This window comes from Blastopirellula sp. J2-11 (genome assembly GCF_024584705.1).
GTDB lineage: Bacteria > Planctomycetota > Planctomycetia > Pirellulales > Pirellulaceae > Blastopirellula.
Genome location: NZ_CP097384.1, coordinates 1,632,787 through 1,656,279, shown reverse-complemented (window position 1 = coordinate 1,656,279; position 23,493 = coordinate 1,632,787). Strand labels below are relative to the sequence as shown.

At 56.9% G+C, this 23,493-nt stretch carries 20 protein-coding genes; 11 read left to right on the top strand and 9 right to left on the bottom strand.

Features of this window, described 5'->3' with window-relative positions; genetic code table 11:
* The first annotated feature begins 47 nt into the window (after positions 1-47).
* A complete protein-coding gene (locus tag M4951_RS06865; protein ID WP_262025741.1) occupies positions 48-1,250 on the top strand; it encodes a sulfatase-like hydrolase/transferase in 1,203 nt (400 codons plus the stop codon).
* Here the strand turns inward: M4951_RS06865 and M4951_RS06860 are convergent.
* Complete coding sequence (locus M4951_RS06860; RefSeq protein ID WP_262025740.1) at positions 1,247-1,864, bottom strand: hypothetical protein; 618 nt, start codon at positions 1,862-1,864, stop codon at positions 1,247-1,249. The genes M4951_RS06865 and M4951_RS06860 overlap by 4 nt on opposite strands.
* A gap of 300 nt (positions 1,865-2,164) precedes the next feature.
* Here M4951_RS06860 and M4951_RS06855 point away from each other — a divergent pair, with 300 nt between their 5' ends.
* From M4951_RS06855 to M4951_RS06845, 3 genes are all read left to right on the top strand, one after another.
* Positions 2,165-2,509, top strand: coding sequence for a histidine triad nucleotide-binding protein (locus M4951_RS06855; protein WP_262025739.1), 345 nt, complete (start codon positions 2,165-2,167; stop codon positions 2,507-2,509).
* A gap of 488 nt (positions 2,510-2,997) precedes the next feature.
* Positions 2,998-3,477, top strand: coding sequence for a hypothetical protein (locus M4951_RS06850; protein WP_262025738.1), 480 nt, complete (start codon positions 2,998-3,000; stop codon positions 3,475-3,477).
* Positions 3,478-3,581: 104 nt separating this feature from the next.
* Positions 3,582-4,556 (top strand): linear amide C-N hydrolase, encoded by a 975-nt coding sequence (locus M4951_RS06845; protein WP_262025737.1) that lies wholly within the window; start codon positions 3,582-3,584, stop codon positions 4,554-4,556.
* Here the strand turns inward: M4951_RS06845 and M4951_RS06840 are convergent.
* On the bottom strand, positions 4,534-4,692 hold the full coding sequence (locus M4951_RS06840; protein ID WP_262025736.1) for a hypothetical protein: 159 nt from the start codon (positions 4,690-4,692) through the stop codon (positions 4,534-4,536). The genes M4951_RS06845 and M4951_RS06840 overlap by 23 nt on opposite strands.
* Positions 4,693-4,872: 180 nt before the next feature.
* On the opposite strand from M4951_RS06840, the gene M4951_RS06835 reads away from it, so the two are divergent.
* Positions 4,873-5,937: a metallophosphoesterase gene (locus M4951_RS06835; RefSeq protein WP_262025735.1), complete on the top strand. Its 1,065-nt coding sequence runs from the start codon at positions 4,873-4,875 to the stop codon at positions 5,935-5,937.
* A 12-nt stretch (positions 5,938-5,949) separates the two neighbouring features.
* On the opposite strand, the gene M4951_RS06830 is transcribed toward M4951_RS06835, so the two are convergent.
* Positions 5,950-7,287 (bottom strand): MFS transporter, encoded by a 1,338-nt coding sequence (locus M4951_RS06830; RefSeq protein WP_262025734.1) that lies wholly within the window; start codon positions 7,285-7,287, stop codon positions 5,950-5,952.
* Positions 7,288-7,623: 336 nt separating this feature from the next.
* Positions 7,624-8,172, bottom strand: a complete 549-nt coding sequence (cyaB, locus tag M4951_RS06825) for a class IV adenylate cyclase (RefSeq protein ID WP_262025733.1) — start codon at positions 8,170-8,172, stop codon at positions 7,624-7,626.
* 355 nt (positions 8,173-8,527) lie between these two features.
* Between cyaB and M4951_RS06820 the strand changes: the two genes are divergently transcribed.
* On the top strand, positions 8,528-9,163 hold the full coding sequence (locus tag M4951_RS06820; RefSeq protein ID WP_262025732.1) for a TlpA family protein disulfide reductase: 636 nt from the start codon (positions 8,528-8,530) through the stop codon (positions 9,161-9,163).
* On the opposite strand, the gene M4951_RS06815 is transcribed toward M4951_RS06820, so the two are convergent.
* Positions 9,160-9,507: a P-II family nitrogen regulator gene (locus tag M4951_RS06815; RefSeq protein WP_002651783.1), complete on the bottom strand. Its 348-nt coding sequence runs from the start codon at positions 9,505-9,507 to the stop codon at positions 9,160-9,162. The genes M4951_RS06820 and M4951_RS06815 overlap by 4 nt on opposite strands.
* A gap of 183 nt (positions 9,508-9,690) precedes the next feature.
* Here M4951_RS06815 and M4951_RS06810 point away from each other — a divergent pair, with 183 nt between their 5' ends.
* Both M4951_RS06810 and M4951_RS06805 read left to right on the top strand, forming a co-directional pair.
* Entirely contained in the window at positions 9,691-10,290 is a 600-nt protein-coding gene (locus tag M4951_RS06810) for a hypothetical protein (RefSeq protein ID WP_262025731.1), read from the top strand.
* Positions 10,291-10,402: 112 nt separating this feature from the next.
* Entirely contained in the window at positions 10,403-12,061 is a 1,659-nt protein-coding gene (locus tag M4951_RS06805) for an alpha-keto acid decarboxylase family protein (RefSeq protein WP_262025730.1), read from the top strand.
* 18 nt (positions 12,062-12,079) lie between these two features.
* On the opposite strand, the gene M4951_RS06800 is transcribed toward M4951_RS06805, so the two are convergent.
* The 3 genes from M4951_RS06800 to M4951_RS06790 all read right to left on the bottom strand — a co-directional run bounded on the left by M4951_RS06800 (position 12,080) and on the right by M4951_RS06790 (position 15,973).
* On the bottom strand, positions 12,080-13,438 hold the full coding sequence (locus M4951_RS06800; RefSeq protein ID WP_262025729.1) for a dipeptidase: 1,359 nt from the start codon (positions 13,436-13,438) through the stop codon (positions 12,080-12,082).
* 191 nt (positions 13,439-13,629) lie between these two features.
* Positions 13,630-14,634: a Gfo/Idh/MocA family protein gene (locus M4951_RS06795; protein ID WP_262025728.1), complete on the bottom strand. Its 1,005-nt coding sequence runs from the start codon at positions 14,632-14,634 to the stop codon at positions 13,630-13,632.
* A gap of 124 nt (positions 14,635-14,758) precedes the next feature.
* Positions 14,759-15,973 (bottom strand): VCBS repeat-containing protein, encoded by a 1,215-nt coding sequence (locus tag M4951_RS06790; protein WP_262025727.1) that lies wholly within the window; start codon positions 15,971-15,973, stop codon positions 14,759-14,761.
* Positions 15,974-16,185: 212 nt separating this feature from the next.
* On the opposite strand from M4951_RS06790, the gene M4951_RS06785 reads away from it, so the two are divergent.
* Complete coding sequence (locus M4951_RS06785; RefSeq protein ID WP_262025726.1) at positions 16,186-20,220, top strand: PVC-type heme-binding CxxCH protein; 4,035 nt, start codon at positions 16,186-16,188, stop codon at positions 20,218-20,220.
* A 72-nt stretch (positions 20,221-20,292) separates the two neighbouring features.
* Positions 20,293-20,901: a MarC family protein gene (locus tag M4951_RS06780; RefSeq protein ID WP_262025725.1), complete on the top strand. Its 609-nt coding sequence runs from the start codon at positions 20,293-20,295 to the stop codon at positions 20,899-20,901.
* A gap of 190 nt (positions 20,902-21,091) precedes the next feature.
* On the opposite strand, the gene M4951_RS06775 is transcribed toward M4951_RS06780, so the two are convergent.
* On the bottom strand, positions 21,092-22,702 hold the full coding sequence (locus tag M4951_RS06775) for a 30S ribosomal protein S1 (protein WP_262025724.1): 1,611 nt from the start codon (positions 22,700-22,702) through the stop codon (positions 21,092-21,094).
* 515 nt (positions 22,703-23,217) lie between these two features.
* Between M4951_RS06775 and M4951_RS06770 the strand changes: the two genes are divergently transcribed.
* Positions 23,218-23,442, top strand: coding sequence for a hypothetical protein (locus tag M4951_RS06770; protein WP_262025723.1), 225 nt, complete (start codon positions 23,218-23,220; stop codon positions 23,440-23,442).
* Positions 23,443-23,493 lie beyond the last annotated feature (51 nt).

Genomic DNA, 23,493 nt, shown 5'->3' with positions numbered 1-23,493 from the left:
CCGGTTATACTTGCACGTTTCCCTTCTGTTTCGTGCGAGAATAACGCGTGCCAAGAGCGATTGTGTTGGTGATTGACGGGTGGAGCGCCGGGTTTTTGTCCTCTTATGGGACTGCCTGGTTAGAGACGCCTGCGCTGAATCAGTTGGCGGCTCAGTCGATTTTGGTCGAGCATGCGACGGTCGAAACGCTCAACCTGGACCCGCTTTATCGGTCTTGGTTTCGCGCGGCGCATCCGTTGGCGCCCAGTGATGGGTTTGACTTGGCGGCTCAATTGGCCCAGGTCGGCGTACCGCTGCATCTGCTGACCGACGAAGCGCTGCTGCGCGAAGCGGCTGGTTCGTTCGCACTTGCATCGGCCGAGTTTCTCCCGTGCGCAGAGCCGCAGAATACCGAACACGAAGACGAGACCGAACTGGCCCGCATCTTCGCACTTGTTTGCGATTGGCTCGATGCGGACGAGGGAGACGAATTGATTTGGGCCCATGCCCGGGGGATGTCTGGCGCGTGGGACGCACCGCTCGAATATCGCCGCTCACTGGCCGAAGACGAAGACCCCGAGCCGCCGACCTATGCGACGCCTCCCTCCTCTCGCCCGGACGGAAAGATCGAGCCGGACGAGTTGCTCGGCTTGGCGCAAGCGTACGGCGGTCAAGTGCTGCTAGTCGATACGTTGCTGGAAGAACTGTTGGCGACGATCAGCGCGCTGCCGGTCGCACGCCAACCGCTGCTGATAATCACTTCGAGCGGCGGAATCCCGCTCGGTTTGCATCGCCAGATTGGTCGCGACGCTGCAATGCCGCTGGCGGTCTTTTCGAACCTGACGCAAGTGCCGTTGATGCTTCGCTTGCCTGGCGCCGCCCAAGGCCTGACGCGCGTGCAATCGCTGGCGGCCAGCAGCGACCTGCCGGCGACATTGCTCGATTGGTTCGCAGCGCCTCAGCCGACGCGAACCGTAGATACGGCTCGTTCCCTTTTGCAGTTGGACTTACCGCCGCGTGATCGAACGCTCTGTGCGACAGGCGATGATCTCTATCTGCGGACCGTCGCGTGGGGAGCGCGCGTCTCTGGCGACGGAAAGTGCCAACTGTTTGGCAAGCCGGACGACCGCTGGGATGTCAACGACGTCGCCAACCGTTGCCAACAGATCACGCCGCTGGCGATCGAACTGGCTCAGCAAACGCGCGACGCGATCCAACAAGGCGCCCCGTTGCCAGAGTTGCCGAAAGAACTAACCCAAGGCTTGGCTTAGCGAAACCGCGACGGCGCTTGCTGCGGATCAAGCCGCGTACCGACGCGGGGAGGATCGGCCTGCATGCCGAGTCCGCCAACGCGTTGCGATTCTAGCGGAGCGTTCGCGATGTTGCTGGCGCCGCGTGAGGAGGCCGGCGAGTTGCTAACGGCGACGCGGGAGATTCGCTTCTCGTCGACCATGCGCGTCGTGGTCACGGGGCGCGACACTGTGCGAGTTTCCGGCACCAGGTCACGGCGCGTGACCGGCGTACGAACCGTTTCGACGCGCGGTTCCCAACGGGTCTGCGGCGCCCAGCGATAGGCGATGCGCGGCGGAGCGAAGATGTTGAGCGAGATCGGCGTATACGCTTCCCAACGATATTCGGTCACCGGAACATGATAGGTGCGCTGGCTCTCATGCACGTCGGTCGTGTACCGTTCGACGTAGACTTGCTCGGTATGTTGCTGCATCGTCGTTTCGACGACGGGGCGCTGGACGGTGTCAACCACTTCGCGATAGGTCACGCCGTTCTCTTGGACGTAGTTCGGCTGTTGCGCACGAACCTCAAAAGCGATCAGCAAACCAAGCAAGAACGCTAGGGTCAACGCGAAGTTTTCGCGCGTCAGCATCATGCATCCCCCCAAAAAACTCAGCCAGAAATGGAGATGTTCGCGAGGGCTGGCCGCCAGCGCTCGTCTCCCGTAGCGGCAATCCATCGCCGACTACGATCTCTACTCTGTAAGAATGTTCGGCAAGCAGGCTGCTGGGAGTTGACCCAAACTAGGCTGCTAGCGAGCTGCATTTTCCGCATTGTTCCTAAGTCGTGCAGCACGCGACAACGCATCTAAATCGACTGATTGGCCGCAGCGCAAAATGGTGCTATTCTGCGTCCTTGGCGCCAGCACAATTTCCGCCAGCAACGAAGGAACTATATGAGCGAAAAAACGATCTTCAAGCGGATCATCGACGGCGAGATTCCGGCCGACATCGTCTATGAGGACGACCTCTGCTTGGCGTTTCGCGACATCGCCCCGAAGGCGCCAACCCATGTGCTGGTGATTCCCAAAAAGGAAATCGCCACGCTCGACGACTTGGCCGACGAAGACGCCGCGCTGATGGGTCATCTGTGGATTGTGGTGCGCGACGTCGCCCGAAAATTGTGCCTTGATAAAGGCTACAGGGTTGTGGTCAATTGCAAAGAAGAAGGAGGCCAGGAAGTGCCGCACGTCCATTTGCATCTGATGGGCGGACGTAAACTGACCTGGCCGCCGGGTTAAGTAGGGATGGACGAAATCAAATTCGACGAACCATCATCGGGCAAGTTTCAAATCACGGTCGCAAGACTGTTTGGGTGGATTCTGATAGTAGCGCTGGTTTGCAGTTTTTTCCGTTACGCCTGCTTCCCGTTATGGGAATTCGGAGACGACTACGGACAGATCTCGGATTTCGCCGGCATGATGGCGATTGCTGTCGGGTTGATCTCAATCTGGGAATCACACGCTATTCTCGGGACGCTGTTGTTGTGCGTCCCGTGTATTGCAATCGGGCATTTCTGTCGCGATGATCCATTTCTCTATGTGCCGGATATCGACGGACAGAGAGATGTGATTGCGGTCTGCGCTATGTCTGGCGTCTTTCTTTCCTACTTGGTTTGTTGCATCGTAGTTCGGCAATTTAACAGCGAGCGAATTCCAATTTGGTGGATGGTGGCGCTGCCGATTGTCCTATTCTGCCTATCGATCTTCTCCGCATACGCCAGGAGCCGATGAAACCAACATCACCAGCGCCGCCGCTATTGGACGAATCAGGCCAGAAGGATCGTCGATTTCAAATCACGCTGTTGCATCTGTTTTGGTGGATGTTCGTGATCGGAGCACTGCTTGGATATGTGCGTTTGCTTTCCGATACCGCAGGCGCTTCCTTCGCAAGCGTGTTGCTGCTCGCCGCGCCAGCGATTGGGACAGCGCTGCTGCTGATCTGGGATCCTCGAACCTGGCCAGGCCCGGCGGTGATTTGCGCTCCGGTTGTCGTCTATTTTTTGGTCATCCTGGTGATTCGCTACGACACATTTCAAAATCAGCATGAAACGCTGTTTGGGCTGCTGTTGATCGGCAGTTGGATCGCTTTGCTCGGCGGCTACGCCATGCGTTTGCAATTGACCTCATCCGTTAGTCTGATCGGAGATGGGTTGCTGTTGCTCGCCGTTCTCATCGCGTTTGTCTGCGGAATGCCGACGATCACGTAACTGCTTTACGATCCTATTCGCACAAGCATGCATCCGATGAACAGCAATGCTCCCCAAGACGCCTAACTGCTTCACCCATTCCACCACCAGAAGAGCAAGATTTTATGTGTACTCGCGCGGTTTATCTCGGACCAGAAGGACAAACCACCACTGGCCGCTCGATGGATTGGAAGGAGGAGATGCACACCAACTTGTGGATTTTTCCTCAAGGCATGAACCGCGACGGGGGACTCGGCGCCGGGTCGCTTACTTGGACCAGCAAGTATGGCAGCGTCATTGCGTCGGTGTACGAAGGCGGAACCGCCGATGGCATGAACGAAGTCGGCCTTGTCGCCAACTTGCTCTATCTCGTCGAATCCGAATACCCGGCCGCGAATGACGAAAGGCCGGCGATCTCGATCGCGGCGTGGGCTCAATACTTGCTTGATAACTTTGCGACCGTGGAAGAAGCAGTCGCTGAACTTGGCCAAGAAGCTTTTCGCGTGGTTCCAGTGAAAGCCCCCAACGGCGCGGAAGGAAGCGTGCATCTATCGATCTCGGATCCTTCCGGCGATTCTGCGATTTTTGAATATGTCGGCGGCAAGCTTGTTATTCATCACGGCAAGCAACACCAAGTGATGACAAACTCTCCCACCTTCGACCAGCAATTGTCGATTAACGAATATTGGAGACAAATCGGCGGCACGATTATGCTGCCCGGCACGAATCGCCCCGCCGATCGATATGCCCGCGCCAGTTTTTACATCAACGCCGCGCGACAATCCGCCGATCCGCAAGAAGCGGTCGCCGCAACGTTTAGCGTGATTCGCAACGTCAGCGTTCCCCGGGGGATCACCACGCCGGACCAACCCCACATCTCATCCACAATCTGGCGCACTGTCGCCGATCAAAAAGGGCTCACCTATTTCTTTGAAGATACGGCGAGCCCCAGTCTCGTCTGGGTGAAACTGCGCGAACTCGACTTCGCGGCGACGACCAAGGTTCGCAAGCTGGAACTGTGTGACAAATTGGCCGTTGTCGGCAACCAAACGGCGAACTTCCGGGAAGCGCTTCCCTTCAAATTTCTGGCTCCTGCTTGATGAGGCGCTGCAAAAAAATAAACCGGTAGGCGAACGAGACGGCCCATTGCAGCGCACGCAGCCAGAGGCCGCGATCGCTGGTGATCTCGCCACGAATGACAACCGGCCCGCTCTGCGCGGATATTGATGAAAACATTGCTCTTCACCGGCGACGACGACGGATCTGATCGAAATCGAGAGTCTCTTCCTAAAAAGTGCAATCTGAGCGGCGGTCCCAATATAAATCCAACCTTCAATTTTCGTAGGTTTACATCGTCAAGTCGGTCACCCATAATCGAAACCTCGCACACAAAATTCCGCACGCCAGGAACCTTCCATGTCATCGCTCGATCGTCGTCAACTATTGAAAGCGGGCGCTTCGCTCGCCGTTGGATCTACTTTCGTTTCCCTCGTCGGTTCGCAAGCGTTGGCTGCAGATCCGTACGCCGGCGCTGTACTTGTCGACGAAGATCCGGCGCCGATCCAGCCAGGCTCGTTCACCGTCGCCGTACTTCCTGATACCCAGTCCTACGGCGAAGGGCATCCCGAAGGCTTCATGGCGCAAACGAAATGGTTGGTCGACAATCAAAAGGCGCGCAACATCGCTGCAGCGCTGCATCTGGGAGACATCACCAATCGCAGTCTTCCCGCCCAGTGGGATCTCGCAGTCGCTGCAATGAGCCAGCTCGATGGCAAGATCCCGTACTTCATGGTTCCCGGCAATCATGACTATAGCGCGGGCGGCAAATGTACCGATCGCACAACCCTACTCAACGATTACTTTCCGATCGATAAATTTCGGACGCAAAAATCCTTTGGCGGCGTCTACGATAAAGAGCCGCAGAAGATGGAGAACAACTACCATCTCTTCTCGGCCGGTGGACGCGACTTTGTCGTGATCGGCTTAGAATTTGGGCCGCGGGCGGATGTCGTTCGCTGGGCGAACGAAGTTGCCGCCAAGCACAAAGACCGCGAAGCGATTTTGATCACGCACGCTTACATGTACTTTGACGAGTCCCGCTACGACTGGGCCGAAAAAGGAACCAAGCAACACTGGAACCCGCACTCGTATGTAGTCGCGAAAAATTCAGCGGACGACGTGATGGACGGAACCGAGCTGTGGGACAATCTGGTCAGCAAGCATGAGAACTTCATCATGACGCTGAACGGTCACGTGTTGTATGACGGACTGGGACGCATGACCTCGGTCACGCCGGGGGGACGCGATGTCCATCAGATGCTTGTCAACTTTCAAACCAAGCCCAAAGGGGGCGACGGCTGGTTGCGGCTCATGGAATTCACCACCGATGGCGGCGTGAATGTGGTCGACTATTCGCCGACGCGCAAACAATGCAATGTCTCTGAGCAAAATAAATTTGCGCTGAAGTTGGCGAAGGTCTAAACTTCGCCGCTTTTACGCGTGACGCGGCTCGTCAATCGTCCAGGTCATCAGCAATCCGCCAAACAGGATTGCTGAGATCGCCAGAAAGACCGCTTCGTAAGAAATCGCGTCGAGCGCCCAACCGACCGCAGGTGATGCGATCATCGGCGCGGCGACGCATAGGCTAAGCGCCGCTAGATAACGGGGATGTTCGCTCCGCGGTGCGATCTCCAGCACATAGTTGCTGAGCCCGCGAAACATCACCGGCGTTACGCCGACCAGCAAGAAGAGCCAATTGAACAACACGGCGCCGCTGGGACCGGTATGGATCAAAACGACGGCGATCAGCGGCATCATAAAGACGCCGCACATCATCAACTGCAAGACCAAGCGATTCCCTTTCCAGTCGGCTAGCGGACCGCCTAACAAGCTGAACGCCGCCGTTCCCCCGTTCTGAATGATGACCCACAGGATCAGATTTTCGAGCGGAGCCCCCAATCGCTCGCGCGCCAATGCTTGATAGTGCGGAAAGAGCATCAGCGAACAGCCGAAGCAACACGCGACGACCGCCAAACGGCGAAAGTTGCGATCTTCGGTCAAAACGCTAAATGCGTCATGAAATAGTTCGAGCGCCGTTCCTTTGACATGCGGCGATTGATCGCGGCGTTCTTTCAGCAAGGCCGCAACGCCGGCGCTCACCAAAAAGGCGGCACCGGCGAAACCAAAGATCCAATAGACCTGGGCGCTGTCGTTGGTCAGCCACATCGGCAACAGCCACGCGGCGAAACCGATCGCGGCGATCGCGCCGACAAAATTGGCGACCAGCATCAAGCGGCCTCGCTTGGTGACGCGGACCAACTTGCCTTGCACGGTGCCAAAACCGATCTGGTTCAATCCGGTCGCGGTGAAAAAGAGCAAGTAGCAAACCATAAACGCGACGGTGATCCAGGCGCTGGGCCAGATCGCACTCTCGGGAAAGACCGCGTCAACGGCGTCGCGGACCGGCGGTACAAAGCAAAACGCCAGCATCGAGAAACTGATCCCCATGGCCAGCATGGTGCCGCAGAGCGACCACTTTTTTTGCGGCATCGACTTCAGGGTCCGCGCGTAAAACAACGGAGGAAGCGATTGCCCGATCCGATTCAAGATCGGCAACAGGCCGCGAATCCAACCAGGCCCGGCGATCAGATCAACGACGGCCGGAATGATGATGCTCTCGGTCTTGAATATCCAACCGCAGCGCATCACGACTTGCGACAAAGCCAACAGCAAAAAGTTATGACCTTCCGCTGCGTCGTCCGGTTCAGCGGGTAATGCAGGAGCAGGGGAATCGGCGGGACGATCTTTTTTATCAGCGGCGAACGAAGGCATCGCTCTATTATAGGGAATATCGCCAGTGCGCGGCGTCGACGCACGCGGCAGGCGTCTCAGGTCGGCGAGATTTCACCGAAAAGAAATAAAGGAGCCCCAGGCCATCTGCGCGGTATTGACGACCCAGGGCTCCCCAAAGTTTCTAACAGGCGCATACAGCCTGATCGTGAATTTATTTTCTGCGAGCGTAGCCATGCCGCAGGTACGAAAATGGCGCAATCGCCGTTTCGACTATAGATGAACCCCGCTCGATCGTCGGGGTGTCGCCTAGTGGTGAAGAATTTTTCTGCGGTGAGTCGATCGCTGCAAATCCGCCATTTCTGGGGGAATGCTTCTTTAGGCTTCGAGAATCAGCTCGAGATAGCTGCGGCGTTCGCTTCCTGACAGCCCCAGCTTTTCGGCCAGCTGGTTGATCGCCTCGCGAGCGGCGTCGACTCCGGCCTCTTCGATGGAGATTTCCAATTCAACAAATTCGCCTAGGCCTTTGACTTCGTCCAGAGCGACTTCGACGGCTTGATCGGCGAAGCTGAGATTCGCTTTGCGGCGATTTTTGGTCACTTCGGCGACTTGCACAAAGCCGAGCGCCTCGATCATCTCGATGATGTTGGCGGCGCCTTCGGAACCTGAGACGAGCGGTACTTCGATCTCGCGACGCGTCTTGGTGGTCGCGTCGATCTTCGGGCCTTTGTAAGTGATGATATTTTTACTACCAACACGCCGAATCCGGAGCGCCTCGTCGGTTTGGGCAAAGTCCCGCGCCGGGTGTCCGTAGTAGAAATCAGACTGTTTGACCGGGATTTCGATCGCGGCGCCCAGATCCGCCAAGGCCGTTTCTACGCGGCGCAGATCATTGACCGGAAACTTCAATTCGACTTCGAACTTCATATTCGTACGTAACTAGTCGGTTTTCGAAATGGCCAACAGCAATTGTGGGATCGTCGCCAAGGGGAGATTCTTCCAAACTTAGCAAATTTTCCGTGAGTTGTCCGCCAATGCAATAGCGATTTCCCAGGTCGATTCTAATTCGCCCTCGGCGGCAAACCGGCGATCGGAGGCCGATTTTCACCTCCTTTTAACAAGAATCGGGCGGTCAGCAACAAGTTTTGCCGCCAAAAATGCCCCAGAATCACCTCGCTAAGGTGAAAGAACTTGCCGACTGGGCCGCTTCCTTGAGATAACATAACAAGGCGTGACCTTCTCTTGCCAGACAGCCAGTTTTTCACCTTTGCGGCGGCCCAAGATGACTCAGACCGATCAACACCACCTAGGCCCTGAAACTTCAGGCGAGAAATGGATCAGCATGGCGGTCACCGCCATCTTGATTGCGGTGCTGATCGGGTTGTGCGTGATCCTGGCGATTCGAGCGCTGCAACCGCCTGTTCGGCAATCGCATCCCTGGGTCGGCCAGAAATTGTCCAACGTCGACTTCGCGCCCCTATTAAATGTCGAGCAACCGATCACGACGGCCAGTCTGCAAGGCAAGGTGACGCTGATCAACTATTGGGGTCCGTGGTGCCCGCCCTGCTTGATGGAACTGCCGGGGCTGGTGCGTCTAAGCCGTGATCTAAAAGAGGAGACCGACTTTCAGTTTGTCGCTGTATCTTGCTCACGCGATGCAATGAGGGGGATCGAAAATCAACAGCAACTGGCCGGCGATTCGGCCGATATCCTGGAGAAAATCAATATTATCGGCCTGCCGGTCTATTGTGATGCGAGAGGAGTTTCGCGAACCGAACTCAATTCGATTTCGCAGTTTGGCAACTATCCAACGACGCTGCTGATCGACCGTAGCGGCACGGTGCAGCGCGTCTGGTTGGGCGCGTTTGACATGGACGTCTTTCGTGACGCCGTTGAATACGAACTGAGCAAAGGCTAGATCGCGTCAGGGCCACGTTCGCCGGTTCGAATCCGCACGCATTCGTCCATCGGCAATACAAAGATCTTGCCGTCGCCGATCTCTCCTTTTTCGCCGCTACGAGCCCCTTTGACGATCGCGTCGACCGTCGGCTCGACAAACTCTTCGTTCACCGCGATCTGCAACTGCACTTTGCGCAGCAGATTGATGGTGAACTCGTGCCCGCGATAAACCTCGGTCTGCCCTTTTTGTCGCCCAAAGCCCTGGCAATCCATGACGGTGAGCCGAAAGACTTCGACCTCGGTAAGCGCTTCTTTCACCGCTTCCAAGCGGCTGGGCTGGATGATCGCAATGACCAGTTTCATATCGTTAATCTCTGCGGGACATTGACTGCGTAAGCTTTGAATTTATCCCTTGCCTGCGGGGGGAACAAGGTCGTAGCGCCGTAAGAAAGGCGCCGCGGCGCTTGAATTTGGCTCATGAATGATCGATATTGCAAGTTAGCGGAACCCTTTTTGCCGCCCCTTCTCTGTTAAGGATCCCTTCTCATGTCGCGTTACACGCTGGTCGCTTGTTTTCTTGCTTTCGCCGCAGGTTGCGATATGGAGCCGATGGAAAAGCGAAATTCGGGCCCGGTCGCCCCCGGCGGAATCGCCATTCCAGCGGTTGAAGGTCCCTCGTCGGCTGCCGGCGCAGGCGCCCAACCAACCGCGCCGGCAACGGAGATGGCCGAAACGCCGCCCGCCGAGAAGAAACCCAACAAAGGAATTATTGGAAAAACATCCAACGTGGTGGTCGACGCCAACAAAGCGTTACAAGATCCCGAAATCGTCCTCGCCGAAGGCGCCAGCGCCGACGGAGTCGATCCGTTCAGTCAGGCCGGTTCGGTTTACTTCTCGGCCATGGCCAAGGTCAGCACCTTGGGAATGCAGCAAGCGGTGAATATGAAGAAAGGGGTCGAAGGCCGTTATCCGACCTACGACGAATACATGCAGATGATGAAAGAAAACAACATCGAGTTCGTCAAACTGCGCAGCTACGAGATGTACGGCTACGATGACAAAACCGGCAAGATCCTCGTGCTGATGGATAAACGTCTGCAACGCGAACATTTTAAACGCGCGGGGATTGATCCGCCGGCCGAGTAATTTGGTCTTTTCGGCGCGCTATGCCGCGAAATTCTCGATTGGCCGGGTTTGCGAAAAGAACGTACAATTCTCGCAGACCGAACATGGCACATCGCAGAGGAAGGCGAGCATCGTGAATTCTGATCGCAGCGCGGCCGGTTTATCGATCGGCGAATACCTGATTCGCCGTTTGCAGGACTATGGTCTGCAAGATATTTTCGGCATTCCGGGAGACTACATTCTCTCGTTCTATTCGATGTTAGAAAAAAGCCCGATCAACATGGTCGGCTGCACGCGTGAAGACAACGCCGGCTTCGCTGCCGACGCCTATGCTCGCGTCCATGGTATGGGCGCCGTCTGCGTCACCTATTGCGTCGGCGGGCTCAGCATCTGCAATTCAATCGCCGGCGCCTATGCCGAGAAATCTCCGGTCGTCGTGCTGACCGGCTCGCCGGGTCTGCGTGAACGGATTAACAATCCGCTGCTGCATCACATGGTGCGCGAGTACAGTACGCAAAAGGATGTCTTTGAAAAACTGTGCGTCGCCGGCGCTGAACTAGCCGATCCCGTCACGGCGTTTCGCGAGATCGATCGCGTGCTGGACGCCGCCGCGCGGTTCAAACGACCGGTCTATTTGGAACTGCCCCGCGACATGGTCAATGTCGTGCCGCACATCAGCCATACCTTCCAGGAACCGACCACGACCAGCGATCCCCAGGCGCTCGTCGAAGCGGCGGCGGAAGCGGCGCGCTTGATCGCTTCGGCCGAGCGTCCAATGATCATCGCCGGCGTCGAACTGCATCGCTTCGAGTTGCAGGACGAACTGGTCCAACTGGCCGAAGCGACTGGAATTCCGGTGGCGGCGACAATCTTGGGGAAGAGCGTGATTCGCGAAACTCATCCGCTGTATGTCGGGCTCTACGAAGGCGCGATGGGCCGCGAAGAGGTGACCGAATTTGTCGAAGAGAGCGATCTGATCTTGCTCCTCGGCACGTTCATGACCGACATCAACCTGGGAATCTTCACCGCGAATCTTGATCCCGCGAAATGCATTTACGCGACCAGCGAACAACTACGCGTTCGGCATCATCACTATCACGGCGTTACGCTGCCTGACTTTATGCAAGCGCTGGCCGCCCAAAAACCGCATCCGCCGAAACGCATGATCCCGCCCAACCTGGCGATGAAGCAAGCGCCTGTCGGCGAAACGACCGACGAACCGCTGACGATTCGCCGCATGACGCCGATGATTAACGAACTGCTCGACGACGACGTGATTGTGATCGCTGACATCGGCGATTCGTTGTTCTCGGCGACCGAATTAGTGACCCGCGGGCAGTCGGAGTTCATCAGCCCCGCCTATTACACGTCGATGGGCTTCGCCGTGCCGGCGACCTTGGGCGTGCAAACCGCCAAGCCGAAGGCCCGCGTGATTTCGATCATCGGCGACGGGGCGTTTCAGATGACCGGCATGGAACTGTCGACAATCGTGCGACACGGCTACGATCCGGTGATTATTATCTTGGATAATCACGGCTACGGCACCGAGCGTTGGCTGCACGCCGGCAAATGGGAATACAACGAGATCCATCCTTGGAAGTACAGCAAGCTGCCCGACATCCTAGGTGGCGGCGTCGGCTACGAAGTGAAAACCGAGAAAGAATTCTACAACGCTCTACAAGCGGCCTGGAACGATCGCGACGGCATGAGCATTATCCATGTCCACTTGTCGGACCAGGACGCCAGCGAAACGCTGAACCGCCTGGCGTCGCGGATGGGGCGGAATATCTAACCGCTCGAACTTGAGCCGTTAATCTCCCAAACGCTCTGCATTGGCTTGAGCGCGGCAGACGCGCAGCATGTTTTGGCCAAGGATCTTTTGGATATCCGCTTCTTGGTAACCGCGCTGAATGAGGCCGATGGTGACGAGCGGCCAGTTGGTCCAGCCCAGGCTTGCTGCGCGTGGCCAGTGGCCGCCGAGTGCGCCGCTGGGCCACAGCGCCTCGTAGCGTTGCCGGCGACGCGGTCGTTTGGGGATCTTCTGATTGGCCGCGGCCGCATATTGCGACGTATGAGCGACGTCGGTTCCGATCGCGACGTGGTCGGCGCCAAATCGTTTGACGGCGTAATCAATGTGATCGAGCAGCGCCGACAGATCGCCTCCGCCCCCTAGAAAAGCAGGGATCCAACAGATGCCGATCAGGCCGCCGCCGTCGCAGATGGCGCGGATCACCTCGTCCGGTTTGGCGCGAATATGATTTCGCAGGCCTGCACAAACCGTATGGCTGGCGACCATTGGTTTTTGCGACGCTTGCGACGCTTCCAAACTTGTTCGCCAGCCGCTGTGCGCCACGTCGACAATCACGCCGACGCGATTCATCTCGGCAATAGCGGCACGGCCCAAATCGCTAAGACCGCCGTTCGCCGTTTCGGCACATCCGTCTCCCAGCAGGTTCCGCCGGTTGTAAGTAACATGCATCATGCGAACGCCCAGTTGATAGAAGAGCCGAATATAGCTCAGTTCTTCATCCACACTGATCCACGACGCCGGGAGCGGAACGCCGTTGCCGGTCAGATAAAGACAATGTTGGCCGGCACGATGGGCCGCTTCGATGTCGGCCGGCACAGTCGCACGGACGAGCGTGCCGCGCATCCGGTCAGTTAGATAAGTGAAACGTGCGAGTCGCTTCATCAACCGCAGCGGATCTTGTCCTTCTTCGCCGGCGTTTTGAAAGATCGCGGTCACGCCGCTGCAGCGCAGCGCTTCGTCAAACTCCTGGCGTTCGGTCGGTTCGACGGTCGCCTGCGTCATGCTTAGATCCTCTTGCAGATCCTGCAGTTCAACATCCGAGGCGCCCGCTTCGATCGCGGCCGTCAAGCGCGGTGCATCGAGTGCGGCCCGCGGTGCAAAGCCATAACTGTCAAACACAAGCGACCGCCGGTGTAGCGACAAGCCAGTAGCGATCTCCGCCGGAGTCGGCTTTAGCACTTCCAAACCGCTCTCTCGGGCAAGAGCGATTGTGGGATTTTGGGAAAGCAGCCAGGGGTCGCGATCGGTTGGATCGATGGCGGAATAAAGTGGTCGAGCTGCGGCAAGGGTCGCCGATGCAGCGGCCATGGAGAGAAATTGACGGCGAGACAAAGAGCGGGTTTGAGAGTCGGTATTCATGGGACTGGCGGGATTCGCAGTAGGCAGGGATTCAAGTGGCGCAATAGCCGTCTGGCGGGATTTGCTTACGCAACCCACACCTTCAACTCGCCAGCGGATGATCGGATTTCACTCCGCTGCATCCATCCTACTTGAACAATTCCTAGTCCGCAAAACGGACCCTCCGTCCCTCGACCTGCGCCATGATCGCACTAATCGGCCAGATCTTTAATCGTTTCCCATTTGCCGCTCTTGCCGCTGCGGAGGATCGCTTCGATGACCCGCATGTTGGCGATCGCGTCGGTCAGCGGCGTCGGCGTCGGCGATTCGTCTAGGATCGCCTTCGACATCAAGTCCCCTTGGATCGTGTATTGATCGGAGATCGGCAACTTGACTTCCTGAATCTCTTCGTCTGTTTCGTGGTACAGAATACAGGGTTCGTCCGGCGGTGCGTTGAACGGAATTTTGATTTCAATGCGACCAGTCGTGCCGTAAATCTGCACGCGTTGATACGGCGTTGATTTTGTGCTGCAGGTGAACGTGCTGGTGATTCCCCCAAAGTCGATGATCGCGGAAGTTACCGTATCGGTCTTGAACTGCTCGTCAATCGTGACGCAACCCATCACGCGTCGCGGCTCTCCTTCAAAGATGAATCGCGATAGCGAGATCGGATAGCAGCCGATATCCATCAGCGCGCCGCCGCCATACTCGGGCTGATTCCGAATATCATCGGCGTTGTCGTTGAAGTACGAGAACCAGGTCTGGATCGATACAGGCCGTCCGATTCCACCATCGCGCACGATCTGTCGCGCCTTTTGCCACTGCGGATGATGGCGATACATGAACGCTTCCATTACGCGCAGTTCGGGATGCTTCCGTGCGGCGTCGAGCAGCTTTTGGCCCTCTTCCGCGGTCATGCCGATTGGCTTTTCGCACAAGACGTGCTTGCCTGCTTCGATCGCTTTGATCGACCAGGGTACATGCATGTGATTGGGAAGGGGGTTGTAGATCGCGTCAATTTCAGGATCTTCCAACAGCGCTTCGTACGAACCGTACGCTTTGGTGATTCCCAATTCACTAGCGGCGGCGCGAGCCTTCGCTAGATTACGAGATGCGATGGCGCTTACTTCGCAGTAAGCCCCGTTCTGCATCCCGGGAATCACTTTTTTCGTTCCGATTTTCGCCGTACTAAGCACGCCCCAGCGAACTTTGCTCATCTCTGCCTCGAATCGACGCACAAAATATACAGAAAGGTAGCTTTTAGTTTAACGCGCGAACCATCCCCTTCTAGCCCAGGCAAAAGGGGGACTTTCGACAAATCAAAAACTGGCCCGAAAATTTCTACTGGTCTGACTGAGATTTGTTCCAGTAGATACGCACATTTTGCGTCTGTCGACCAACAGCGACAACGTCGTTACGCCCGTCGCCATCCAGATCGCCTACAGTCAGATCTTCAATCGCGACGCCGCCAGGATCCACCACATAGCGGCGCCATTCGCCATGCTCGGCGCTGATTGGGTCGTAGATACGCAGTCCGCGGCGCGTGTTGTCACCGGCATCATCCCGCACTCCGATCACCAGTTCTTCGTCGGCGTCGTCGTCCATGTTAGCGCACCAAACGGCGTGTCCCCATTTCAGTTCCGCATCCAAAACATGCCGCTTCCAGAGACTACGCAGCGGAGCATCTTGCGGTTTCGTATAAACGACAACGCGGTCGCCGTGCCAGGGTTCGATCGTCGCGATATAGTCACCCCCATCGGCCAACTTACCCCGCTTTACCTCACTAGCGCCACGTTCCGGATAAGGACGCTCCTGCTCACCTGCGCCAATTCGGGTCGACTTCCACGCATCTCCTTCGCGCTCGAGCAGAGTGACTCCTTCAAAACTAGCGACCAGCAGATCGTCACGACCATCGCCGTTCATGTCGGTCGCGCAAAAATTGTGCGCGACATGCAGTTGGTCGGTAATCAACGTTTCTGGCCAAGGTTCGTTGGTCGGATCTTGGGGAATCGAAAGCGCGACCAGCCGAATGCCGTTGGCCGCGAACTTGGGTCCGTCGGTATTGCGACCTTTGAGCGGCGCGAGAATCAGTTCGGGACGTTCATCCCCAATCACATCGGCAAAATTAATGCGGTGCAGCGTCGGATCAGCCGGCAGCGGAAAGACCTTCCAGGCGCCCTGCTCCGCTTCGCTGCGTGTCGCCCATTGCAAGGTGGCGCCGCTACGCGTGTTGCCAAACTGCCAATCGGCGCCAATAGCGAAATCAACTAGCCCATCCCCATCAATGTCGTGCGGAGCAAAACAAACGTTATCGCTCTTGGTCTGTTTGTCGTTGGTGATGAGGCGTTCTTTCCAGGTGGGGTTCTCCAGCCACAGCACTCGCTTCGAATCAACGATCGCGATGTCGAGCTTTTCGTCCCCATTCATGTCGAGAACACGAACGGCGTAACCAACACCCAGCTTGGTCGGCAGTTCTTGTTCGACAAAACGAAGTTCGTCAGCCGCGGTCAATGCGGCGCAGTTAACAGCCAGTAGCAAGATTGCGATGCGGATCATGAGGGCTCCAGCAGGAAGGGAAAACGTGCGTCTCTATTTTGTCCGATCGCCGCGAAGCGTGATAGGCTTTTCTCGGGAAGGAGGCGTTTTGAACGTGTAAAAAACCTCTGATCGCTGTGAGATCTTTGCTGGTCGCCGCCGTTGAATCTGTCAGAATGAAGAGTACTCGCCCTTTAAGTATCCCCTCTCCTTCCAGCCTTCATTGTTGCATCATGCTTCGACGATCCACACTCGCGCTCTTGTTTGCCTGTTCGCTTTGCGATTTCACCGCTGCGGCCAACCCGTTAGGCGTCTTGCCGAAGGCGGCGGACGGCCGAACGCTGAATCTTGATTTTGAAACCGGCACGCTCGCTGATTGGACAGCCGAAGGAGACGCGTTCGCGCGGCAGCCGATCCGAGGCGATACGGTGAAGCGCCGCCGCGGAGACATGCAAAGCGGCCATCAAGGGAAGTATTGGGTCGGCAGCTACGAACGCAACTTGGACCAGCCCACCGGAACGCTCACGTCGGCGCCATTTAAAGTGACGCATCCCTGGGGCGCCTTTTTGCACAACGGCGGACGGCATGAGGAAACGCGTGTCGAACTGGTTCGTAAAGACAACGGCCAGGTCATTTTCCAAACGTCCGGCGAGGATCACGAGAACATGCGCCGCGTCGTTGTTGATTTGCGCAAGTTGCAAGGGAAAGAAATCTTTATTCGCCTGATCGATCAACATCGCGGCGGTTGGGGTCATCTGAATTTTGACGACTTCCGTTTCCATGACGAACCGCCGGCTCAGCCCAAGCGACTGGTCGCCGATATGTATCCTCACACGGGACTGACGGCGGAAGAAGCGGCCGCAGCGATGCAATTGCCGGACGGATTCTCGGTCATCGTTAGCGCGGCGGAACCGGAGATTCAACAGCCGATCGCCATGGCGCTTGATGAGCGGGGCCGACTGTGGGTCGCCGAAGCGTACGTCTATCCGCAGCGAGCCCCTGAAGGAGAAGGAAAGGATCGGATCTTGATCTTCGCTGACAACGACGGCGACGGAAAGTTCGACGAGCGGAAGGTCTTTTGCGAAGGTTTGAATCTGGTCAGCGGACTAGAAGTTGGACACGGCGGAGTCTGGGTCGGCGCCGCTCCTTACTTACTGTTCATCGCAGACAAGGATGGAGACGACATCCCCGACGCCGAACCGCAAGTGCTGCTCGACGGCTGGGGATATCAAGACACGCACGAAACGCTCAACGCGTTTACCTGGGGACCAGATGGTTGGCTGTACGGTTGCCACGGAGTTTTCACCCATTCCAACGTCGGCAAACCAGGCACGCCACCAGAAGAACGCACGCCGATCAACGCTGGAATCTGGCGGTACCATCCCACGCGACACGCGTTTGAAGTTTTCTGTCACGGCACCAGCAATCCCTGGGGCGTCGACTTCAACGACTACGGTCAAGCGTTTGCGACGGCCTGCGTGATTCCTCACTTGTATCAGATGATCCAAGGGGCTCGATACCAACGTCAGGCCGGCTCGCATTTCAATCCGCATACCTACGACGACATCAAAACCATCGCCGATCACCTGCATTATCTTGGCGCCAATCCGCATGGCGGCAACGGTAAGTCCGATGAAGCAGGCGGCGGACATGCACATGCCGGCGCGATGATCTATTTGGGCGATCGCTGGCCGCAAGCCTATCGCAACCAGCTTTTCATGAACAACATTCATGGTCAACGCTTGAACGTCGACATTTTGACGCAGACTGGATCTGGCTACGTCGGCAGTCATGGCCCCGACTTTTTGTTGACCGGCGACAAAGCGTCGCAAATTTTGAACCTGCGATATCTGCCTGACGGCAACGCCTACATGATCGACTGGTACGACATGCAAGCGTGTCATGATCGAAACGCGACGAAGCATGATCGCAGCAACGGCCGTATCTACAAGATTTGCTACGGCGAGTCGGAGAACGTGCAGGTCGATCTGCACAAACAAAGCGACTTGGAACTTGCCGAGTTGGCGCTCCAGCAAAATGACTGGTACGTGCGTCACGCTCGCAAAGTGCTGCAGCAGCGGGCCAGTGAGCGCAAGATCGACGGCGACGCGATCGCCCGACTGCAACAGATCGCCCAATCCAACGACGATGCGACTCGACGATTGCGAGCCTATTGGGCGCTGCACGTCACTGGCAATCTGGATGCGGCCACAACGCAGCAAATGCTAAGAGACGCCGAACCTTTTGTCCGCGGCTGGGCGTTTCAACTGGCGCTGGAAGTGGATCATCGTCCTGACCAAGCCCTCTACGCTCGGATGCTGAAGATGGCGGCCGACGATCCTTCGCCGATCGTCCGGCTTTACCTGGCGTCGGCGGCCCAGCGGATGCCGCTGTCGTTGCGTTGGGATCTGCTGGCACGTTTGATGTCGCATGCCGAAGATGCCCGCGATCATAATTTACCGTTGATGTATTGGTACGCGGCGGAACCGCTAGCCGACCAATCTCCCGAGCGCGCGTTGGCGTTGGGGCTGGCCGCCAGCAAGTCGATTCCGAGAATTGGCCAGCTAATGCTGCGGCGCATCGGTAGCGGAGACGCGAAAAACGCCTTGGCGACGCTGGTCCGCGGACTTGGAGACGTTGACGATCCGTCCACTCAGTTGACCTTCTTGCACGCGATGCAAGCCGCACTCGCGGGACAGCGTCGCGTCGATGCTCCCGCCGAGTGGGCGAAAGTCGGCGGTAAGTTGATGACGAGTGAAAACCAGCAAGTCGCCCTGGAAGCGCAATCGCTGGGGATCAAGTTTGGGGATGAAACGGCTCTGAATCGCTTCCGCCTGATTGCATCGCTGGCGCAGTCCCCGACAGAAGTTCGAATCGCGGCGATTGAAACGCTTCTGGCCGCCGCCGATCCACGTCTGCCGGCGCTTTTGCAAAACCTGCTGGAGAATCCGCAACTGCGCGACCTCGCGCTCCAAGGTTTAGCCCAATACGACGACGCAGCGACGCCGACAGTGATCTTGGACCACTACGGCGAGATGCCGCCAAGCAGCAAGCGTCTGGCGCTGGCGACTCTTTGTTCCCGCCCAACCTACGCCCAACCGTTGTTGGCGGCGATCGAAGCGGGTCAAATCTCCAGCACCGAACTCACCGCTGACATGGTGCGGCAACTCTCGAACCTGCAAAACAAAGCGATCGATGCGAAATTGGCCAAAGTCTGGGGATCGATTCGCGAGACGCCGGAAGAAAAAGCGAAGTTGATCACGCAATACAAAGCGTTGGTCAAAAACAAAAGTCTTCCCCCCGCTGATCCGCAGTGGGGTCGTGCAATCTTCGCCAAGACGTGCCAGCGTTGTCACACGTTATACGGAGTCGGCGGCGCGGTCGGTCCCGATCTGACCGGATCGAACCGGGCCAATCTCGACTATCTGCTCACCAATATCGTGGATCCAAGCGCCGTAATGGCGAAGGAATATCAACCCTCGATCGTGCTGCTCGATACCGGACGCGTCATCACCGGAATCATTCGCGCCGAAGACAACAAGACGCTCACGCTGCAAACGGCCGAAGAGACGTTGATCTTGCCCAAGGATGAGATCGAAGAACGCAAGACGAGCGACAAGTCGATGATGCCGGACGATCAGCTTCGCCCGTTCAGCCAGCATGACATCCGTTCGCTAGTCGCCTATTTGCAAGGCAAGACGCAAACGCCGATGTTGGCGACCACCGAAAATGCCGGCGAGCTTTTTAACGGCCAAGACCTGACCGGCTGGCGCGGCGATCGCAATCTATGGTCGGTCGAAAACGGCGAAATTGTCGGAAAGACGATGACCGGAATCCCTGCAAACAGCTTTTTGATCAGCGATCTGGCGGCTGCCGATTTTCGCTTGAAGCTCGAAATTCGTCTGGTGAAAAACGAAGGGAATAGCGGCATTCAATTGCGCAGCGAAGCGCTTCCTGGCGGTTCGGTCAAAGGCTATCAGGCTGACGCCGGCTCAGGTTGGTGGGGCAAGCTGTACGAAGAACATGGCCGCGGTCTGCTATGGGATAAGTCCGGAGAAGAACATCTCAAACCCGACGCTTGGAATCAGTACGAGATCGTCGCCCAGGGCAATCATGTGAAGACATTTTTAAATGGTCAGCCGTGCGTCGACTTGCAAGACGACAAAGGGGCCAAGCAAGGCGTCTTTGCATTGCAACTTCACTCCGGCGGGCCCACGGAAGTCCGATTTCGCAATTTTCAGCTGGAAATATTGGAATCATCCGAATAGTCGGCGCGCGAGCGGTAAGCTATCCTTGCAAGTCACCCACGTGAACAAGGATTTTTAGCGAAACCGAGCGGCATGAACTTCGAGCTACTATTTGGCGAATTTCTTCTGTTGATTGCGACAATCGATCCAATCGGCACGCTCTCAATCTTCGTCGGCGTGACCGGCAAGTCGCCCAGGGAAGATCGGCCGCGCATTGCGCTCAAAGCGACCTTGATCGGCGGCGCTGTGCTGCTGGCTTTTTTGGTGCTGGGTCAGTTTGTCCTCGGCGCGCTCGACGTTCGGCTCGAGTCATTTCAGTTAGCAGGCGGGCTGATCTTGTTTCTCCTGGGACTGCAAATGGTCTTTGGCGTCGGTCCAGCCGTCGAAGCGCCAAAGCCGGAAGCGGGACATGACGTCGCTGTTTTTCCCCTGGCGCTCCCTTCGATCGCAAGTCCCGGTTCCATCCTGGCCGTCGTGATTCTAACCGACAATCATCGCTTTACCGTGCTCGAACAAGCGGTGACCGCCATAACTCTGGTCGTCGTACTCGGGCTAACATACGTCTTGATGCTCGCGGCCAATCCGATTCATCGCCTCATCGGCGATACCGGCGGCATGATCATCGTAAAGGTGATGGGCTTGCTGCTCTGCGCCCTGGCAACCGAGAACTGCGTAGAAGCGGTGCAGCAGTTGTGGAGTTAGCGCCGTTGCTGATCGCGTCTCACTCTTCTTAGTCCGCTGCGCGAGCGAGGAAAATAGCGGTTGGCTAATTCGATCGGCCTTTGAATCGCCGAGCGATTTCCCTCGCTCGCGCAGCGGGCTATGAAGAAGAAAAGGCCGCCTTTTAGTAAAGGCGGCCCTTGCGATTTTTAAACAATAACGGACGTGCGAACTACCACTTCAGGCCGAATTTCGAGCCTTCGCTTTGTTCGTTGACGATGCCACCTTTGAGCTCGCTGGCGGTCGGTTTGACCTTCAACGCGCGATCGACATCGTATTCTTCTTCGTCCTTTTTCTTGCCGCCGGACTTCGAAGCCGGGGCCGGGGCAAGCGCCTTGATCGAGAGACCGATGCGTCGCTTTTCTTTGTCGATGTTAACCACTTTTACATCGACTTTTTCGCCTGCTTTAAGGACCGACTCGATTCGGCTGACCCGGTTGTGGCTCACTTCCGATACGTGAATCAGGCCTTCGATCCCCGGAGCGATTTCGACAAACGCGCCAAAATCCATGATCTTGGTGACTTTGCCGTTGACGATTGCGCCGACCGAAAATTCCTCGGCGATTTTTTGCCAGGGGTTCTCCAACGTGTCCCGAATCGAAAGACCGATCTTGCCGGTCTCGGGATCGATCTTGGTCACTTTAACGCGAACCGCCTGACCTTCACTGAGCGCGTCGCTAGGATGCTTGACTCGATCCCAACTGATTTGGCTGACGTGGACCAGTCCATCCACGCCGCCGATGTCGACAAACGCACCAAAGTCTTGCAGTCGCGTGACGGTGCCGTCCCGCATCTGGCCCACTTGCAGCGAGACCATCGTTTCTTTGCGGCTATCTTCTTTCGCCTTTTCGGCGACCGCTCTGGCGCTGAGCACCAAGTTGCGGCGATCGGGATTCGCCTCGGTCACCAGGCACTGCAACTTCTGACCAAGATAGTCATCCATCTTGGTGACGTGATGCGGCGCGATCTGACTGGCCGGGATGAACCCGCGTGCCTGACCGACGGCGCACTCAAGGCCCCCTTTGTTTACTCCGTCGACGACGGCGTCGACCAGGATCCCTTCTTTCAGATCGCCCCAATCGACGACGGAGACCGAGGAACCGGGAACAAGCGCTTCGTAAAGCCCTTGCTCGCGATCATATTTGATGATCACGACTTCCAGTTTGGCGCCGATCTCGGGGGGGACGACAAAGGATCGCAGCGAAACGAAACCTTGATTTTGGCCGGGAAGGTCAATAAAGACCTCTTCGCGATGCACGCGAGCGACGGTCGCATTCAAACGACTATCGACTTCGAGCGTCTTGCCCGAGATCCCTTGCATCGCTTTTTCGCTGGTGATCATCTCGTCGAGCGATAAGCCGCCCAGGGCCGCTTCGACTTCGCGTTCGATATCGTCTAATTTCTGGCGACGATTTGGTACGGCGACGCGACCATCGGAAGAAACGGGAAGCCGATCCATTTCCGGCTCAGATTCGAGCGAGGAGAGATCGTCCGGAATCGCCGTCGGATCATCTTCCTCTTCCGACTTAGGCGGTTTCGGCTTCTCTGGGCGTTGTGGACGTCCCATCGTTGACGGCGCCGGCTGCGCGGCAGGCGTCGGCTTATCTTCGTCTCGTTGCGATCCGATCAGCAATTTTCGCTTGGGCGAATCGGCGTCGTCAGACGCTGCTGCTGGGACGGAGCCTTCCGGAGAAGAAGCGGTGCTTTCGGGAGTGGTCGGGGTTGCAGCGTCGGCAGGGGTTTCCGGCTGGGCTTGCGGATCCTGATTGGGATCAACAGACATATCAACTATTTCCGTATCGAGAAGAGGAAACGGCGTTCCCGTCAGGTCTCTGCGTAAAGACCGATAAGGAATTTAGTTTATCAACGGAGCCCACCGCTGGGTAGGGTTTCCGATGGTGTTGAAAAAACAGTAGTATAGACTGACTCCGATTTGCACTTATCCAATGCGATCTTTCGATCATGCAAACTTCGTATCCCGAAACGATTGCCAGGTTAATTAAAACGGCGCCTGCCGCTCCTCTCGGCCCTGGCTCCCCGAATCTTTCGGTTCGCGACGAACTTTCCCGTTTACAGCATGACGATCTGGCTGGAGGACGGCCAATCCGCAATCGCGAGATGGCAGATGCATGTTTGGCCGGAATCTGGCTCCTCTACAACTATTTGGAAGAATCTCACGAAATAAGTCAAAACCTTCCGTCCAGTTCAGGCAGTTACTGGCATGCGATGATGCACCGCCGCGAGCCTGACTACGGGAACGCAAAATATTGGTTCCGTCGAGTCGGACGGCACCCAATCATGCAAGACTTAGCTGCGAATGCAGCAAAGATCACTTCTGGCGGACCACTGGATGCGGCGACCCAATTTCTCGCTTCGGGTGTCGACTGGGACCCGATCGCGATGGTGGACGGCTGCGAAGCTGTCGCTCAGGGCCGAACTTCCAACCAAGAAATCCTTATTCGCACCGCTGCCGAGGAATGGCGGCTGTTATTTGATTACTGCCTGCAAGAAGCGTTTGGGTAGTAATTATGTTTATTCGCATCTTTCGATCTGTTCGCTAGAATACAAAGCTGG

Bases quoted from the DNA above. Each gene is read 5' to 3' on its own strand.
- M4951_RS06860 (WP_262025740.1), bottom strand. From the start codon at position 1,864: ATGATGCTGACGCGCGAAAACTTCGCGTTGACCCTAGCGTTCTTGCTT.
- M4951_RS06855 (WP_262025739.1), top strand. From the start codon at position 2,165: ATGAGCGAAAAAACGATCTTCAAGCGGATCATCGACGGCGAGATTCCG.
- M4951_RS06850 (WP_262025738.1), top strand. From the start codon at position 2,998: ATGAAACCAACATCACCAGCGCCGCCGCTATTGGACGAATCAGGCCAG.
- M4951_RS06845 (WP_262025737.1), top strand. From the start codon at position 3,582: ATGTGTACTCGCGCGGTTTATCTCGGACCAGAAGGACAAACCACCACT.
- M4951_RS06840 (WP_262025736.1), bottom strand. From the start codon at position 4,692: ATGTTTTCATCAATATCCGCGCAGAGCGGGCCGGTTGTCATTCGTGGC.
- M4951_RS06835 (WP_262025735.1), top strand. From the start codon at position 4,873: ATGTCATCGCTCGATCGTCGTCAACTATTGAAAGCGGGCGCTTCGCTC.
- M4951_RS06830 (WP_262025734.1), bottom strand. From the start codon at position 7,287: ATGCCTTCGTTCGCCGCTGATAAAAAAGATCGTCCCGCCGATTCCCCT.
- cyaB (WP_262025733.1), bottom strand. From the start codon at position 8,172: ATGAAGTTCGAAGTCGAATTGAAGTTTCCGGTCAATGATCTGCGCCGC.
- M4951_RS06820 (WP_262025732.1), top strand. From the start codon at position 8,528: ATGACTCAGACCGATCAACACCACCTAGGCCCTGAAACTTCAGGCGAG.
- M4951_RS06815 (WP_002651783.1), bottom strand. From the start codon at position 9,507: ATGAAACTGGTCATTGCGATCATCCAGCCCAGCCGCTTGGAAGCGGTG.
- M4951_RS06810 (WP_262025731.1), top strand. From the start codon at position 9,691: ATGTCGCGTTACACGCTGGTCGCTTGTTTTCTTGCTTTCGCCGCAGGT.
- M4951_RS06800 (WP_262025729.1), bottom strand. From the start codon at position 13,438: ATGAATACCGACTCTCAAACCCGCTCTTTGTCTCGCCGTCAATTTCTC.
- M4951_RS06795 (WP_262025728.1), bottom strand. From the start codon at position 14,634: ATGAGCAAAGTTCGCTGGGGCGTGCTTAGTACGGCGAAAATCGGAACG.
- M4951_RS06790 (WP_262025727.1), bottom strand. From the start codon at position 15,973: ATGATCCGCATCGCAATCTTGCTACTGGCTGTTAACTGCGCCGCATTG.
- M4951_RS06785 (WP_262025726.1), top strand. From the start codon at position 16,186: ATGCTTCGACGATCCACACTCGCGCTCTTGTTTGCCTGTTCGCTTTGC.
- M4951_RS06780 (WP_262025725.1), top strand. From the start codon at position 20,293: ATGAACTTCGAGCTACTATTTGGCGAATTTCTTCTGTTGATTGCGACA.
- M4951_RS06775 (WP_262025724.1), bottom strand. From the start codon at position 22,702: ATGTCTGTTGATCCCAATCAGGATCCGCAAGCCCAGCCGGAAACCCCT.
- M4951_RS06770 (WP_262025723.1), top strand. From the start codon at position 23,218: ATGCAAGACTTAGCTGCGAATGCAGCAAAGATCACTTCTGGCGGACCA.